General features: G+C 71.4%; 16 protein-coding genes and 2 pseudogenes. 11 read left to right on the top strand and 7 right to left on the bottom strand.

Annotated elements, in window-relative coordinates; all coding sequences use genetic code 11:
* Positions 1-243: 243 nt before the first annotated feature.
* The gene (locus ACA514_RS08510; protein ID WP_375040466.1) at positions 244-1188 is read right to left on the bottom strand and encodes an AraC family transcriptional regulator; all 945 of its coding nucleotides are present in this window, start codon (positions 1186-1188) and stop codon (positions 244-246) included.
* Between the two features lie 73 nt (positions 1189-1261).
* On the opposite strand from ACA514_RS08510, the gene ACA514_RS08505 reads away from it, so the two are divergent.
* A complete protein-coding gene (locus ACA514_RS08505; RefSeq protein WP_375040465.1) occupies positions 1262-2263 on the top strand; it encodes an SDR family NAD(P)-dependent oxidoreductase in 1002 nt (333 codons plus the stop codon).
* Between the two features lie 59 nt (positions 2264-2322).
* Complete coding sequence (locus tag ACA514_RS08500; RefSeq protein ID WP_375040464.1) at positions 2323-3300, top strand: SDR family NAD(P)-dependent oxidoreductase; 978 nt, start codon at positions 2323-2325, stop codon at positions 3298-3300.
* 211 nt (positions 3301-3511) lie between these two features.
* Here ACA514_RS08500 and ACA514_RS08495 read toward each other — a convergent pair whose 3' ends face one another.
* Entirely contained in the window at positions 3512-3796 is a 285-nt protein-coding gene (locus tag ACA514_RS08495) for a transposase (protein ID WP_375040697.1), read from the bottom strand.
* Positions 3797-3847: 51 nt separating this feature from the next.
* On the opposite strand from ACA514_RS08495, the gene ACA514_RS08490 reads away from it, so the two are divergent.
* From ACA514_RS08490 to ACA514_RS08475, 4 genes are all read left to right on the top strand, one after another.
* A complete protein-coding gene (locus ACA514_RS08490) occupies positions 3848-4420 on the top strand; it encodes a CGNR zinc finger domain-containing protein (RefSeq protein ID WP_375040463.1) in 573 nt (190 codons plus the stop codon).
* Entirely contained in the window at positions 4417-4872 is a 456-nt protein-coding gene (locus ACA514_RS08485) for a protein-tyrosine phosphatase family protein (protein ID WP_375040462.1), read from the top strand. Before ACA514_RS08490 ends, ACA514_RS08485 begins: the two co-directional genes overlap by 4 nt.
* A gap of 116 nt (positions 4873-4988) precedes the next feature.
* Positions 4989-5297: a transcriptional regulator gene (locus ACA514_RS08480; RefSeq protein WP_375040461.1), complete on the top strand. Its 309-nt coding sequence runs from the start codon at positions 4989-4991 to the stop codon at positions 5295-5297.
* A gap of 494 nt (positions 5298-5791) precedes the next feature.
* A complete protein-coding gene (locus tag ACA514_RS08475) occupies positions 5792-6526 on the top strand; it encodes a hypothetical protein (protein WP_375040460.1) in 735 nt (244 codons plus the stop codon).
* 377 nt (positions 6527-6903) lie between these two features.
* On the opposite strand, the gene ACA514_RS08470 is transcribed toward ACA514_RS08475, so the two are convergent.
* Positions 6904-7374, bottom strand: a complete 471-nt coding sequence (locus tag ACA514_RS08470; protein WP_375040459.1) for a hypothetical protein — start codon at positions 7372-7374, stop codon at positions 6904-6906.
* An 811-nt stretch (positions 7375-8185) separates the two neighbouring features.
* Here ACA514_RS08470 and ACA514_RS08465 point away from each other — a divergent pair.
* The gene (locus ACA514_RS08465; RefSeq protein ID WP_375040458.1) at positions 8186-8590 is read left to right on the top strand and encodes a PaaI family thioesterase; all 405 of its coding nucleotides are present in this window, start codon (positions 8186-8188) and stop codon (positions 8588-8590) included.
* Between the two features lie 76 nt (positions 8591-8666).
* On the opposite strand, the gene ACA514_RS08460 is transcribed toward ACA514_RS08465, so the two are convergent.
* The 3 genes from ACA514_RS08460 to thyX all read right to left on the bottom strand — a co-directional run bounded on the left by ACA514_RS08460 (position 8667) and on the right by thyX (position 11280).
* On the bottom strand, positions 8667-9464 hold the full coding sequence (locus tag ACA514_RS08460; protein WP_375040457.1) for an aminotransferase class IV family protein: 798 nt from the start codon (positions 9462-9464) through the stop codon (positions 8667-8669).
* A 226-nt stretch (positions 9465-9690) separates the two neighbouring features.
* Positions 9691-10413 (bottom strand): dienelactone hydrolase family protein, encoded by a 723-nt coding sequence (locus ACA514_RS08455; RefSeq protein WP_375040456.1) that lies wholly within the window; start codon positions 10411-10413, stop codon positions 9691-9693.
* Positions 10414-10482: 69 nt separating this feature from the next.
* Positions 10483-11280: an FAD-dependent thymidylate synthase gene (gene thyX / locus ACA514_RS08450; RefSeq protein ID WP_375040455.1), complete on the bottom strand. Its 798-nt coding sequence runs from the start codon at positions 11278-11280 to the stop codon at positions 10483-10485.
* Between the two features lie 160 nt (positions 11281-11440).
* Between thyX and ACA514_RS08445 the strand changes: the two are divergent.
* The 4 genes and pseudogenes from ACA514_RS08445 to ACA514_RS08430 form a co-directional block, all read left to right on the top strand.
* Positions 11441-11923, top strand: a pseudogene (locus ACA514_RS08445) (molybdopterin-dependent oxidoreductase); the annotation flags it as partial.
* A gap of 70 nt (positions 11924-11993) precedes the next feature.
* Positions 11994-12788, top strand: a pseudogene (locus ACA514_RS08440) (molybdopterin-dependent oxidoreductase); the annotation flags it as partial.
* A gap of 133 nt (positions 12789-12921) precedes the next feature.
* Entirely contained in the window at positions 12922-13497 is a 576-nt protein-coding gene (locus ACA514_RS08435) for a molybdopterin dinucleotide binding domain-containing protein (protein WP_375040696.1), read from the top strand.
* A gap of 39 nt (positions 13498-13536) precedes the next feature.
* The gene (locus ACA514_RS08430) at positions 13537-14784 is read left to right on the top strand and encodes a DUF1266 domain-containing protein (RefSeq protein ID WP_375040454.1); all 1248 of its coding nucleotides are present in this window, start codon (positions 13537-13539) and stop codon (positions 14782-14784) included.
* Here the strand turns inward: ACA514_RS08430 and add are convergent.
* On the bottom strand, positions 14781-15812 hold the full coding sequence (add, locus tag ACA514_RS08425; RefSeq protein ID WP_375040453.1) for an adenosine deaminase: 1032 nt from the start codon (positions 15810-15812) through the stop codon (positions 14781-14783). The two genes, ACA514_RS08430 and add, sit on opposite strands and share 4 nt — an antisense overlap.
* Positions 15813-15919: the final 107 nt, after the last annotated feature.

The following is a 15919-nucleotide window of genomic DNA, read 5'->3' as shown; positions in this document are numbered from 1 at the left end:
GCCGAGCACCAGGAGGAGCGCGCCGCGCCGCGCGGACGGCGCCGAGCTGGCCGACCTCGCGCGAGCGCTGGCCGCACAAGGGCCGGGCCGGGGCCGGTAGTACCGGTGTCGCCGTCGCGGGCGGCCCGGCCCCGGGCCGCCCGCACGGCGACCCCGACGACTCGCTTACGCCCGAAGGGCGTCACAACCGGCTCCCCAGCCATGAACCACAAGACGGCGAGGGCAGCGGCGGGTCTTGAAAGGTCAGACCTGCGCCAGTCTGGTTCGGGCGGTTGATTCATCGCGGACCCGGTGCCGGTAGCGCAGGGGTGACTCTCCCACCTCTCGTTTGAACGCGGTGCTGAAGGCGCTCTCGGACGCGTAGCCCAGGTCGGAGGCCAGCGACGCGATGCGGACGTCCCGGTCGCGGAGAGCGCGTTGGGCCAGGAGCATCCGCCAGCGGTTGAGGTAGGTCAGCGGCGGTTGGCCGGACACCGTCCGGAAGCGTTCGGCGAAGGACGTTCGTGACATCGTCGCGGCGCGTGCCAGCTCAGGCAGGCTCCAGGGCCTTTCGGGTGCGGCGTGCATGAGGTCGAGCGCTGGGCGCAACCGCTCGTCGGTCAACAGCCGTAGCCATCCCGGGGGAAGTTCGGATTGGTCGATGTACGCGCGCAGGACTTCGAGCAGCAGGAGCTGGCCGTACTGCCGGACCGCGAATCTCGAGCCGATCCGATCTGCGGTGACCTCATCGAACAGCCGGTCGAGACCATCGCGCAGGTTGGTCGCGGTGGCGGCGGATGCCCGGACGTGCCCGACCGGCGGGAGTGCCTGCAGCAGCAGTGCCCGGCCCGCCGGGTTGAGATCGACCGCGATGCCGATGACGACGTCGTCGGTGCCGCGGTCGGCGCCGGCGAGCCGCGTGAAGGTCTCCTCGGGCACGATCTCCCGGCGCGGTCCGTCGCCGGTGCCGCCCTCCTGTTCGAGCCGGGACCGGTTGTTCAGGATGGCGACGTCGCCCGGCTCCAGTTCGATCGGCCCGTCGATGCCGTCGGTGGTCAGCCGGGCCCGGCCGTGCACCATCGCGATGAACTTCAGCGGGTCCTCGACCGGGGCGCGCGCCACCCACGGGCCTCGTGCCGCGAACCCGCCCGACACCAGCCCGCGAATTTCGACGAGGTCGAAGACCTCGGATAGTTGATCACCGGCCACGTTCGTACTCTCGCACAAGAAATACGCACTATCAATTATTCAGAGTCTGCTTACCTGGGCCCAGGCTGAGGGCATGACACACAAGCAGCACCCCATTGGATCCGGTTTCACCGCGGCCTCGACCACCGGTGACGTCCTCGCAGGTATCGACCTGTCCGGCAAGAACGTCATCGTCACCGGCGGCCACGTCGGGCTCGGCTTGGAAGCCACCCGTGCGCTGGCCAGGGCGGGCGCCTCGGTCACCGTCGGCTCGCGCCACCCGGATCGCTCGGCACCGGCCCTCGCCGGCATCGAGCGCGTCGAGATCGGCCGACTCGACCTGCTGGACCCAGCCTCGATCGACGCCTTCGCCACCCGCTACCTGGACTCCGGCCGTCCGCTCCACATCCTGCTCAACAACGCCGGGATCATGGCACCCGCCGAGCGGACTCTGGACGCACGCGGCTACGAAGCGCAGTTCGCGACCAACCACCTCGGCCACTTCCAGCTGACCCTGGGCCTGCTGCCCGCACTGCGCTCGGCCCACGGCGCCCGCGTGGTCAACACGACCTCGGGCGCCACGCGCATCTGCGACATCCGCTGGGACGACCCGCACTTCGCCACCGGCTATGACGGCCACCTCGCCTATGCCCAGTCCAAGACCGCCAATGTCCTGTTCGCCGTCGAACTGGACCGCCGGTGGGCCGAGGACGGGATCCACGGCTACGCCGCACACCCGGGCGTCATCGTCGGTACGAACCTGGGCAACTCGATGCCCGCCGACCAGGTGCAGGCCATGCAACGGGCCGTGGGGCTGGTCGACGAGTCCGGCCGGCCGATCATCGACCCCGGGAGCGGGAAGAAGACACCGCAACAGGGAGCCGCCACCATCGTCTTCGGGGCGACGAGTCCCCTGCTCGCCGACATCGGCGGCGTCTACCTCAAGGACAACGACATCTCGCCGCTGGACGACGCCCCCGATCCGGGTGTCCAGGCCGCCGACCTGATCCGCTCACAGAACGTCGTGCCGCATTCCATCGACCCGCGGTCCGCACAGCGCCTCTGGGAGCTGAGCGAGCAACTGATCAAGGCATGACCTCACCACTGTCCCGTCGAGATGTTCCGCCACCCGGCGACGCGGAGAAGGAGTCATCAATGTCATCGCGACCTGCGGGCAACGCCCGCACGATCGTCATCACCGGCGGGAACGCGGGCCTGGGTTACGGATGTGCCGCCGCACTCGTGAGCTCGACCGACGGGCCGTGGCACGTCGTCGTGGCGAGCCGGAACGCGGACCGTACGCGCGAGGCCGCCGGCAGGCTGGCCGATACGGCAGGCGCAGGGCACACGGCGGAGGCGATGTCGCTCGACCTCGCGTCCCTGACCTCGGTCCGAGCGTTCGCCGCCGAGCTGGCCGACCGAGTGGCCGCGGGTACGGTCCCCCCGCTGCAGGCGCTGGTGTGCAACGCGGGCGTGCAGGCCGGGACCAAGCAGACCCGGACCGCCGACGGCTTCGAATCCACGTTCGGGGTCAACCACCTCGGCCACTTCCTGCTCGTCAACGAGCTGCTCCCGGCTCTGCGGGCACCCGCACGGGTGGTCGTGGTGGCCAGCGGCGTCCATGACCCCGCGCAAAAGGCCGGCGTGCCCGTTCCCGCGTGGAACACCGCGCCCGCACTGGCCCACGGCGAGCTCGGGCCCGACGCGGCCTCCGACAACGCGTTCGTCGCCGGTCAGCGCCGCTACAGCACCTCCAAGCTCGCCAACATCTACTTCACCTACGCCCTGTCCCGCCGCCTGCCCCACGGCGTCACCGCCAACGCCTACGACCCGGGCCTGGTCCTTGGCACGGGGCTGCAACGATCGGCTCCCGCCCCGCTCCGATTCGCCGCCAAGCACGTCCTGCCCCGTGCCAAGCCCCTGGTGCGCCGGTTCCTGACGGACAAGGTCTACACCGCCGAGGAGTCCGGAGCCGCACTGGCCTGGCTCGCGACCGCCCCCGAACTGGCCGACACCACCGGCGCGTACTTCCACCAGCGCCAGGCCATTCGTTCATCGGACGACTCCTACGACGTCGCACGCGCGGATCAGCTATGGGAGGACAGCCTGCCGCTTACCGCCCGACCCAACTGAACCCCGACGTGGCTACAGCCCGCTCCGCCAGATCGGCGAGGCGCTGGCCGCCGGGCGGGGCGTCCACTCCGGTTCGCTCCGGCCAGCAGGTTGGTCACCGACCTGCTGGCCGTTCGTCGGACGGATTCTGACCCGCGTGGTCGGCTTTCGGTATCGCGCGCCCTGTACTGCGAGGTCCACATACCTGGACGGAGCGGCGGCACGGTCCCGGTCAGGCACATTGACTCTGTCGCAAACCGTGTGATTTCAGTTCGGCAGTAGCGTGCGCTTCCGGAGACAGGTTGAAGTTTGCCCGGCCGAACATCTGGCGTTTGAGCATCTTGACGCGGTTGACGTGGCCTTCGACGGCGCCGGAGCTGTAGGGCAGGGATAGGCCGTTGCGCACAGCTTCCAGGTCACGGCACAGGTTCCGGGCAAAGGAGACGAGCGCGGTCAGTGAGTCGTTCTCGACCGTGCTGATCCAGTCCCCAAGGCGGTCGCCTGCGAGCTCGGTCATCATGATCGAGTAATGGTTATAGCGCTACTATAATCCTTACCTGGAGGTGCGGTGAAGATCCCGATTGATGACTACAGCTGGGGGGTGGTGGTCGCCAACGACCTGGTCGCCACCTCACCCACCGTGCGGACCGGCGGAGACGCGCTGCCCGATCCGATCGCGCTGGCGGCCTTCCTCGCCACGCACCGGCTGCGACGCGAGGGCCCGCTCACCGATGAGGACGTCCGGCAGGTGCACTTCCTGCGCCGCGAGGTGCGGGGAATCATCGAGACCGAGACCGCCGACCAGGCGGTCGCGGGCGCGACCGTGCTGATCCGGCGTGCCGGGCTGGCCCCGACGCTGGAACGGCGGGACACGGGCCATTGGGAATGGCTGATCCCCACCGCGCCGGGAGCCGGCCTCGCCGACGAACTCGCCGCGCTTGTCGCCACCGGCATCCTGGGCGTCGTGCGAACGCTGGGGCACCGGCGTTTCCGTCCGTGTGCGGCCCCTGGCTGCCGAGGCGTGTTCGCCGACATCAGCCGGGCCGGAAGGCGCCTCTACTGCATGCCCGACCTGTGCGGCAACCGCGTCAACGTCGCCAACCACCGCGCACGCCACCATGAAAGGGGCCTGATCCGATGAACACTTCCCTGCTGCAGGGGGCCGTCCGCCTGCCCGACGGCGCCTACATCCGCGGCCGCGGCCTGCGCCGTCCGCTGCCCGAAGGGCCCACGCCCGACGTCGGCCTCTACCTCGGGTCCGGCCGGTTGCGCCGCCGCCACGAGGCCTCGCTGTCCTGGCCCCACGTCTGGATCGACTGGCCCGACTTCCTGCTGCCCCGCGACTCCGACGAGGCCGTCCGGCAGATCCATCACCTGCACGAACAGGCGCGTTCCGGTCTGTCGGCCGAGGTCGCGTGCGGCGGCGGCGTCGGCCGCACGGGCACGGTCATCGCCTGCCTGGCCATCCTGTCCGGGGTGGACGCCGCCGACGCGACCGACTGGGCCCGCGCGCACCATCACCCCAAAGCCGTGGAAACCCCTTGGCAGCGCCGATGGGTGAGCCGTTTCCCGCAGGCCGTCCCCGACCGCTGACAAGGCCTCGGACACGGTCCGCGTTTCCGGTGCCCGGGCCGTAGACGGTCCGGCGCCCCGGGTCTGTTGCCCTCGGATCCGAGCGTGCTGCAGGACGACGGCCAGGGCTCCGGTGCATGTCAGCGCACCATCGTCGGGCCCGTACGGGGCCGGGAAGGCAGGCCGTCCGAGAACGCGCGCCGAAGACCTGTCGCCCCAGCGTCCGCGACAGCCTCGGGCTGAGCGACTCGGTGGTGTCGAAGCACGCGAGCGCGCTGGAGACGGCCGGCTACGTCGAGATCCGCAAAGGCTACGTCGGCAACCGCCCCCGCACCTGGTTCGAGCTCACCCGCCAGGGCCGCCGCGCGTTCGACGAGTACGTCGCCACGCTCCAGCAGATCGTCGGCCGGCCCCTCGCCGACACCCCGGCCGAGAACGACCGCTGATCGCGCGAGCCGCCGGAGAAGCCGGCCCGCCCGAGACAGCTGAGGTTCGCAAGATTCAGGAGGAGATCAGGAGAGAGGTTCGGGTGCGCAGTGCGGCGTCAAGCGCCGAGAGCTCGGCGGTGTCGCGCTCGCCGAGGTGACCCTGGTCGCGCTCGGCCCGCGTCATCACCCGCACGACCCCGACGAACTCCAGAACCAGCGGCGACGAGCGCGCCGGCGGGACCGCCCGCCCACGGCCCGACGAGCAGGAGCGGCCCCCGCACTGGCCGCACCAGGTTGACCCGCATCGTGGCCCCGTGCACCACCCGGGCCGGGTGACGCTCTCCGCGCGCATGGTCGGTGAGCTCGGCAAGTGCGTCCCCCGGACATGCAGCCGCCACGGTCGACCATCGGTGCCGCAACCGAGCAGGCGGGGTGTTCACCGTCATCCGCCGATCCGAACGGCACATCGACTCGCAGGCGGGGGGCGGACATCGCGGCTCGCGCTGGCGGGCGTGCCCGCACTGGCGCTGGCACTGTTCGGGCTGACGCTGCTTCCCCTCGCCGAACTCGTTCTCCCCGAGCGGCGGGCCGCGCTCGCCCTGCCGTCGGCCCTCGCGCTCGCCGTCGCGCTGGCCGTGACCGGGATGACCGCCGAGACCTACGACCAGACGCGCCCCCGCCGCACCCACCTGGCCTACGTGATGAACGCCGACAGCGACACCGCGCACTGGGTGAGCGGTGACGCCGATCCCGGCTCCTGGACCCGGCGGTACGCCTCCGGCCACGACCAGGGCGGGCTCCCGCCCGGATACGCGCGCAACCTGCGCTGGACGGGTCCGGCTCAGCCGATGCGGGCGGCCGAACCCAGCGTCCAGATCGTCTCCCGCGACGGCGACCTGCTCCGGCTGCGGGTGAGCACCGGACGCGGCGCCCGCTCGGTGACGCTGCGCTTCGACCGCCCGATCACCGAGGCGTCAGCGGCCGTACCGGGCTCCAGGCCCGCACGCGTGGCGGTCGACGGGACACGACCCAAGACCTGGCCGGGCGAGGTCCGCTTCCGCGGCCTCCCCGCCGGCGGCGCCTCGATCACCGTGCGCGTACCGGGCGGCCGGCGGCTCACCGCGATCGCGGAAACGACCGGTCTCACGACCGTGCCCGGCTTCGTGCCGCCGCCACGCGATCTGGTGCCCTCCACGCGTGAGGACGGCGACCTGACCGCCGTGACCCGCACCTACAACCTGCGGTAAAGCGCTTGCCGGCCGCCTGGGCGCTCTCAAACCAAGCAGGCCCGCCTGGGCAACCACCGCTCCCGGCCCTGACCGGCAAACCCCGCCGGGAATCTGTTACAGCGCCGTTCAACCTTGCGGGTGCCGAAAATATCATCCACGCAAGTGAGAGCCCATGCGGCTGGTGCAGTGCTGCTGGTCGTTCAGCTGCGAACGGCCGTACGGGAGGTGCTCGCCGCGCCATGATGGTCGGCTGTGCTGTTGCGACTGGCCTACCTGACGGTGACGAACACCTTCCGATGATGCGCCTGATTCCGATGAGTGATGGGGGCAAAGACACCGATATTCTGGTGCTGCGTCATCAACTCGCGGTATTGGAACGTCAGTTGAGCTGGCGATCAGGCGACGAAGTTCTTGGAGTTGCAGTAGGGCTCGATCAAACCGTTGCGGTCGCTCAGGCAGACCGTGAGCCGCACCGGGCTGCCGTCCTTGACGCTGACGACCTTGTACTGGATGTTGCGGCTCTTACCGCTCTTGTTCTCCATGGTGGCCAGGACCAGGTCGGGACCGTTGCGGATCAGGTCGAGTTCCACGTACACCCACTTGTGGTCGCCGCCCTGATTGTCGCGGGCGGCGATGACGGACTTGTTCTTGGGCTGCGCGCCGTTGCCGTCGTACCAGAACAGGCCCGTGCCGCCCTTCGGCCCCGAGTCCCGGGTGTTGACGGACCCGCTGGTGCCATGCGCCAGCGCGCTGATCTCACCCGCATGAGCCGCCGTAGCCGACAGCGCCGGCACCCCCAACGCCATCGGAACGATCATCGCCGACACAGCCAGCCGCTTGTTCATCGTGACCTTCCTTCTGCTCATCGAAACTCCTACGAGAGTTGAGAGCTCTCAGCCATCCCGGATGTGACGTCTACGGCGGTAATGCGACGTAGGTCACACCTATGAAGGTCGCGTCTGACAAAGGTCATCGTCGTCCACCCTCTCGACGTCGAGGCCACGCTCACCGAGTACGAGCAGGCCCCATCCCCCATAGCGAGCCTCCACCGCCTGCGTCGCCGTCTTCCAACGGACCAACACCGTTTGAGCGGCACGTCGCCGGACCCATCTTTAGGACAGCCCCGATGGCGGTGGCGGTTACTGGTCGTCCGAACGTTAATGGGCTCATATGGTGCGCTAGGTTTCCGCCCGCGGAGTCTGCTGGGTCTAGATGGGTCGCTCGTTCCAGCAGCTCGCAGAATGCCGGATGTTCAGCTGGGGTGAACGCATCGGTAAGCGTTCGCTCCAGCACGATCACCTCCTGAGAGGCGTGGGCCAGCAGTTGCCGGCCCTCCTCGGTCGGTGTGGCGATCATGACCGTGGCATGCACCGGGGACGGCCAGCGCATGATGAGGTCGTTGTTCTGCAGGGTGTTGTGCTCCTCGTGGTTGCTGGTGTCATAACCGCGGGCGTCTGCTGCCCTGGGCAGGGAGCCACGGGAGCCGGAGCGGGGAGCCAACGGGCTCGAACCACACACGATCTCTTGCTACCCCATCAGTGCATCACTGCAGGTAGGAGACTCCCCGATCGACCCTCTCCGACGTGGTCGGAGGTCTCGCTTTTACCCGGGAGGTAATGGACGTGGTGACCGGGTGATCGAGAAGGTGGGCCGGGGTACGTTCCGAGGAGGGAATCGATGACGACCGGACTCACGCCCGACCAGATCACCGACGCCATGCCGTTCGCCCGCGCGCTCGGGGTGGAGATCGACGAGGCCGCGCCCGAGGAGGTCACCGGTCACCTCGACTGGGCGGCGGACCGCTGCACGGCCGGCGGGCTGATGCACGGCGGCGCCCTCATGGCGCTCGCCGACACCCTCGGCGCGGCCTGCGCCTTCCTCAATCTGCCGCCCGGCGCGTCCACGACGACGCTGGAGTCCAAGACCAACTTCTTCCGAGGTGTGAAGGAGGGCCGGGTGCGCGGCGTGTCCCATCCGCTGCACACCGGCCGGACCTCGATCGTCGTCCAGACCGACCTCTATGACGGCACCGGGCGCCGCGTCGCACAGGTCACCCAGACTCAAGCGGTGCTGCGCACGTGAGAGGGAGTTTCGGCCCGTATCTGGTGGAGGGCTCCTCGGCAGCGTCGGTCATTGGCCGCGCACCGTACGGCCGGAACTAGGGCTTGGTGAGGGGTTCGGCCTCGTAGGCTTTGTGGAGCAGGTCCACGAAACCGTGGGCTTCGGGGACGGGCGCGGAGCCGATCCGGTGGACGGCGATGCCCGGCGTCCAGGAGTTCATGACCACGGCGCCGGCCAGCGACGGCACGTCGGCGAGCGTGACCTCCTGGACGCGCTGGGGGACGCCGAGCCGGTCCAGTTGCCGCCGGACGATGCCCATCGTCGTCCCGACCAGCATCGGGGCGTCGGGCCACAGCACGGCGTCGCCGTCCCAGAAGGCGAGGTTCCAGATCGTGGCCTCGCTGAGCCGCCCGCGGCGGTCGACGAACGCGGCGTCGTCGAGGCCGTCCCGGACGGCCTGTCGCATGAAATAGGTCTTCGCCACCTCACCGACGTGCTTCACGGCGGGGAGGACCCGTTCGTACTCGACCGCGGCCAAGGCCAGCGGCCCCGCCGGGCCGGACGCGGGCGGCCTGGTGCGGACCAGGACGTCGAGCTCCGCGGCCCCGTCCGCGCCGAACTCCCCTGGCGCCGTGTACACGGTGGCGGTCAGCGAGACGTCCGCAGGACTTTCCTGCAACGCCGTCCGCAGGTAGGACCGCACCCGGTCGTCGGGCAGCGCCCGGCCGAACAGTTCCACCGACGCGGACCGCAGCCGCTCCAGGTGCAGGTCGAGGCCCCGAATCCGGCCCCCGCGCACCTGCATGGCAGTGAAATGGGCGTAGCCCGCGAAGGCCAGCGGCGCCAGTTCCCCGGCGGTCGCCGCGCGGCCGTTGCGGTGGGCGAGTGTGGTCATCAGTGTCTCCAGCAGTGCGTGAATGGTCGCTCGCGGTCGACGTTAGCGCCTGATCCGGGACTCGGTCTTCGAGTTGTCGATCTTGTTGTTGAGCGGGTGGGCGGCCGTTGGGCGAGCGGGAGAAGAGCTGGTGCGCGTGCGTGTGCTCAGGTGGTGGGCGCTTCGGTGAGAGTGGGCCCGCGTTGCGTAGTCGCGGATGTTGCGGCGTCTTACGAACCCCCCGCCTTTACGTTGTAGATTTTTGGGCGACGTGCTCGTCGAAGAAGGCGAAGATGCGCTCCCAGGCGTCGGGGCCGTTCTCGCGGCCCTTGCCCAGCCCGAAGGCGATCTTCGAGACGGGGCCGAGCAGGCCCGGCATCTCGGTCTCGGTGAGGAAGCTGTGCCCGCTGCCCGGGTACTCCTTGACGTCGTGCGGGACGTCCGCCGCGGTCAGGACCCGGTCCAGCTTCGCGGCGGCGCCGCGCAGCGTCCGGTCCTCGCCGCCGTAGCTGGCGACGATCGGGCACGTCCCGCGCAGCGCCTCCTCCGGCCTTCTCGGCAGGATGCCGTAGTTCACCGCGGCGGCCGCGAAGTCGTACTTCGCGGCGGCGACCAGCGCGAACCCGCCGCCCATGCAGAAGCCGCAGACGCCCACGTCGCCGGTGCAGTCGTCGCGGGCGGCCAGCCACGCCCGCGTGGCCTCCACCGCGTCGTAGGCCGGGCCGCGGCCGGCGCGCATCTGCAGCAGCGCCTTGCGGACGCACCGCAGCCACGGCGCCCCGTCATACAGGTCCGGGAGCACCGCCAGGTAGCCGCGGGAGGCGAACCGGTCGGCCTGCGCGCGCATGTCCTCGTTGGCGCCGAGCGCCTCGAACACGATGACCACGGCGGGCCACGGCCCCTCCCCCTCGGGGACGGCGAGGTACGCGGGCAGTTCCCGCGCGCCGGCGGGAATCATGATGTCGGCCATGGCCCCGCATCCTGCCGCAGGCGTACGCCGTACGTACAGAGCCCGGCCGCAGCCGGTCTCCGCGGGCCGTCAGACCTTGCGCCACCGGGGCACCCAAGCCCCGTCCTCGATCTCATAGTCGCCGAACAGGTCGGGCGCCTCCGTGCGCATCAGCTCGCCGATCTTGCCGAAGAGCAGGCGGATCTCCTCCTCGGCCCCGGGCGCGGTGCGGTTCTCCAGGGTGTGGCGCAGGCTGCGGACGTTGGCCGTCCAGACCAGCCCGGTCCCGACGCCCTCGGGGGCGAAGCGGCGCATGAAGGAGGTCTTGTGCTTCTTCTCCTTGAAGGGGGTGCCCTCCTCGTCGAGCCCGAAGTGCTCGGACATCCACCCCTGGAACTCCTCCATCTGCTCCAGCATGGCGGTGGCGCGCTTCATGAGCTCGGCGTCCTCGCGGGCCCACTCGGGGAACCAGAAGGGGATGTCCTGGAGGCGGACGTAGCGCAGGGACTCCTGCGAGATGGCCACCCCCGGCCGGTGCCGGACGAGCTCGTGCGTCAGCACCCGGCTGACGTTGTGCAGGACGAAGCTGAAGCTGACGTGCTCCAGCACCGAGCCGTGCAGGCTCCGGAGGATGTTCTCCAGGTAGGCGGAGGAGTCGGTGCGGACCTTGGTCACGTTCGGGTTGAGGCCCGGCTCCCAGGAGCGGTAGCACAGCCGCCCGGCGAACTCCGCGAGGTTCTGGGGGTCGTTCAGCTCGCCGTCGAGGTCGCCGCGGTCGAGCCGCTCCAGCCAGCTCTCCCCGCCGACGTCCCGCAGGTACCGGGCGACCTCGCCGTAGTCCAGCTCGGGCCGCGCAACGAGGAACACCTCAGGCTCGACGCTCTTCACTCTGCTCCCCCCACGGGTCGTCTCTTCGCCTCATAGGAAACCACCCCGGCGGGGCCGCCGCGACCCGCCGCGGGCGCCAGAGCAGGTGTCATGGGTGAATTGTGGTGATGGTCATGTGGTTACCTCGGAGACCTGGCCATCGACGCGAACGGGAGGACGGATGGCGGCCGAGCTGAAGGTGCTGGGGGCGTGCCCGCTGGACTGCCCCGACGGCTGCTCCTGGGTGGTGACCGTCCGGGACGGGAAGGCCGTCCGGCTGCGCGGCAACCCCGACCATCCGTACACGCGCGGGGCGCTGTGTACGAAGGTCAACCGGTGGCTGGAGCGGGCGGAGCAGCCCGACCGGATCCTGTACCCGATGCGGCGGGTCGGCGCGAAGGGCGAGGGCCGGTTCGAGCGGATCACCTGGGACGAGGCGCTGGACGAGATCGCCGGGCGATTGCGCGGCGTCATCGGCGAGCACGGCGGCGAGGCCGTCTGGCCCTACTGGGGCACGGGCACGCTCGGCTACCTGCAGGGCTGTGAGGGCTACGGCGGGCGGCGGTTCTTCAACGTGCTGGGAGCGTCGGCGCATGCCGTCGACATCTGCTCGGCGGCCGGCGCGGCCGGGATGAAGGCGACGGTCGGCTCGGCGGGCGGCATGGACCCGCAGGATCTCGCGCACGCCCGGCTGATCCTGCTGTGGGGGACGAACCCGCTGACCAGCGGCCACCATGTGTGGAAGTTCGTCCAGGACGCGCAAAGCCGGGGCGCACCTGGTGGCGATCGACCCGGTGCGGACGCGGACGGCGCAGCAGGCCGACGAGCACCTGGCCCCGCTGCCCGGCACCGACGCGGCGCTCGCGCTGGGGCTGCTGAACGTGATCGTGGGGCTCGGCGCGCAGGACGAGGAGTTCCTCCGCGACCACACGCTGGGGTGGGAGGAGTTCCGGGAGCGGATCGCGGAGTTCCCGCCGGAGCGGGCGGCGGAGATCACCGGCGTTCCGGCCGCGGACATCGTCGCGCTGGGCGAGCGGATCGCGCGGACGCGCCCGACCGCCATCCGGGCGACGCAGGGCCTCCAGCGGCACTCCGGCGGCGGGGCCGCGCTCCGGGTACTGGCCGGCATCCCGGCGGTCACCGGGGACTGGCGGCGGCACGGCGGCGGCCTCGCGTTCTCGACGTCGGGCCACATCAAGCTCGACAAGGCGGCCCTGTACCGGGACGACCTGCGCCCGGGCCCGGTGCGCACGCTGTCGATGAGCCGGCTGGGCGAGGGGCTGCTGGACGTCCAGGACCCGCCGGTCAAGGCGCTGTTCGTCATCGCGGCGAACCCGGCGGGCAGCACCCCGCACCAGAACAAGGTGCGGCGGGGCCTGGCGCGCGAGGACCTGTTCACGGTGGTGCTGGAGCAGTTCCCGACCGACACCGTGGACTACGCCGACATCGTGCTTCCCGCGACGGCCCAGCACGAGCACGCCGACCTGCACGAGGGGTACGGGCATCTGTACCTGACCTGGAACGAGCCGGCCGTGGCGCCGCCGGGCGAGTGCCTGCCGACGTCCGAGACGTTCCGGCGGCTCGCGCGCCGGATGGGCGTCGAGGAGCCCGCCGTGTACGACTCCGACGAGCGGCTGGCCGAGCAGCTGCTGGCCTCCGGCCATCCGTGGATGGCGGGGATCACGCTGGACCGGCTGCGCAAGGAGGGGTTCGCTCGGCTGGCGGTGCCGGACCCGTTCGTCCCGTACGCGGACGGTTTTCCGACGCCGTCGGGGCGGCTGGAGTTCCGGTCGGCGCGGGCCGCGGGGGGCCGGCGCGGACCCGCTGGCCGGCTACGTCCCGCCGGCCGAGGTCGCCGACGCCGAGCGGGCCGGGCGCTATCCGCTGGCGCTGATCTCGGCGGCGTCGCACGAGTTCCTCAACACCCAGTTCGGCAACAACCCGGAGCTGCGGCGCCGCGCGGGCGAGCTGACCGTGCGGGTGCATCCGGACGACGCGGCGTCCCGCGGCCTGGCGGAGGGGCAGCGTGTGCGGGTCGGCAACGAACGCGGTTCCTTCGAGGCCGTCCTTCGGGTGACCGACCAGGTCAGGCCCGGTGTCGCGGCGACCGCCAAGGGCCACTGGCCGAGGTTCGCCGGCGGGGCGAACGCCAACGCGGTGGTGGACGAGCGCGCCACCGACCTCGGCGGCGGCCCGGTGTTCCACGACACCCGGGTGGAGATCACCGCGGCCGGCTGACCGGCGTCCCGATACGGTATGCGCCGTACGGAGGGATCGATGACGTTTCAGGCGATGCTGGACCGGGCGCGCAAGTACGAGCGGCAGGGCCGTTCGGCGGAGGCCGCGGAGGCGTACGCGTCCGCGGCGCAGGACGCCGAGGCGCGCGGGGACCGGCCGGCGGCCGCCGCCGTGCGGGCCCGGCAGGCCCGCGCGCTGGCCGCGGCGGGCCGGGTGGACGAGGCGCTCCGGGTGCTGGACGGCGCCGAACGTGCTGCGGCCGCGCTGCCCGGCGGGCCGCAGGTCCGTGCGGCGCTGGACGGGCAGGCGGCGCACGTGCTGGCCGCCGCCGGCAGGACGGGCGACGCGGCACGCCGGGCGTGGGGCGCGATGGCGGGTTTCCGTTCGCTGCAGGACCACAAGCGCGCCGACGTCGCGGGCGTGCACGCCGCGCGGCTGATCGTCAAGGACGCGGGGCCGCGCGGGGCGCTCGGCCCGCTGCGGGACCTGCTGGCGACGATGCCGCCCGGCGGCGACGGGCACCGGCAGGTGGCCGTGCTGCTCGCCGAGGCCGAGCGGCGCCCCGACCGCGACCATGACGTCCTGATCACCGATCCGGACCGCGCCGCGTGGGGACGGCTCGCCGCGGCGCTCGGGGTCGGCGCGCATCTGGCGGTCGGGAACGGCGTCCCCTGGAACACGCTCGCCACCCCGGACGGCGCCCGCGACGACCGGGTCCTGCTCGAACGCGACTGGGGCATCACCGACACCGCGGGCTGGCGCGAGCAGATGGACCGGCTGCTGAACGCCGAGAACAGCGACCCGGCCGTCCAGATGGTCCTCGACCGGCGCGGCCGGGGCACCGACCCGCACGCCTGGCGGTCGGCGATCGTCGCCTGGTGCCGCGAACGCGACATCTCCGACGACACCATCGGCGAGGTCGTCGCGCTGGCGGAGACGATCCGGCGGTACGAGGCCCGGTTCCGCGCGGACGGGCTGCTGGCGCCGGACGGCCTGGTCGAGAGCGTCTACGGCTACGACTTCGGCCGTGCGGTGAACATGGCCCGCTGGGGGCTGAACGCCGGGTACTGCGACGCCGAGGAGGCCGAGAAGTGCGTCCTGCGGGCGGGCCACCACGCGAACCGGGTCTACCCGTCGTGGACGTCGTTCTCGGCGGGGTACATCCTCGGCCGCATGCTCCGGTTCGACGAGGGCGAGTTCGGTGAGTGGTACGACCGGTCCCTGACCGGCCACCGCATCCTCGCGGACGATCCGGCCAGCCCCTGGCGCCGCATGGCGTGGGGTTAGCCGGCGGCCAGCGCGTCGATCTCGGCCGTGATCTCCCGCCGTCCTTCCTCGTCGAGGGACGACGCGGTCACGGCGTTGCGGGCGAGCGCGGCGAGTTCGGCGCGGCCGAGGCCGAACACCTCGGCGGCGACGCGGTACTCGCCGGTGAGCGTGGTGTCGAACATGGGCGGGTCGTCGCTGTTCAGCGTGACGAACAGGCCCTCTTCCAGCATGCGGGGCAGCGGGTGCTCAGCCAGCGACGCGACCTGCCCGGTCCGCAGGTTGGACGTGGGGCACACCTCCAGCGGGATCTGGGTCTCGCGCAGGCGGGCGGTGAGGCGCGGGTCGTCCAGGCAACTGGTGCCGTGGCCGATCCGCTCGGCGCCAAGGCCGTCGATGGCCTCCCAGATCGTCTCGGGGCCGGTCATCTCGCCGGCGTGCGGAAGGCTGCGCAGCCCGGCCGTGCGGGCGGCGCGGAAGGCGTCGCGGAACGCGTCCCGGTGCGGCGGGCGGCACTGCTCGACGCCGCCGAGGCCGAATCCGACGAGGGCCTCGGGCGGATGGGCGAGGGCGTGGTCGAGGGTGCCGCGGGCCGCCTCGGCGCCGAACTCGCCGGGGATGTCGAAGATGTAGGCGACGCGGATGCCGTGCCGGTCGCGGGCCTCGCGGGCGGCGAGGTCGAGGGCCTCGGTGATCGCGGGCATCGGCATGCCGGCGCGCTGGTGGGTGTAGGGGGTGACGGTCAGCTCGACGTACCGGGCGTTCTGCGCGGCGAGGTCGCGGGCGGTGCCGAGGACGAGGGTCCCGACGTCCTCGGGGGTCCGCACCAGGCTCGACACCGCCTCGTACACCTCGGCGAAGTGCGGGAAGTCGCGGAACTCGTAGAAGGCGCGCAGTTCGCGCTCGTCCGGCGGGACGGGGCCGCCGGGGTGGCGGCGGGCCAGTTCCAGGACGGTGGGGACGGAGGCGGAGCCCACGAGGTGGACGTGCAGCTCGACCTTCGGGAGGGCGTCGATGAACGCCTCGAGGGGGGATGTTCTGGTCAGCACGCCGCGAAGCTAACAGCCGTCCGCCCGGCCGGAACAGCGAAATCGGGTGAACCTGCCACAAGATTGTCAGGAACGTCCGGCTGGGTTCCCGGCCCGGCGAGAATGGG

Origin of the sequence: Actinomadura sp. NTSP31 (genome assembly GCF_041951385.1) — a bacterium.
Taxonomy (GTDB): Bacteria; Actinomycetota; Actinomycetes; order Streptosporangiales; family Streptosporangiaceae; genus Spirillospora; species Spirillospora napierensis.
This window is presented reverse-complemented; position numbering and strand designations above follow the sequence as displayed.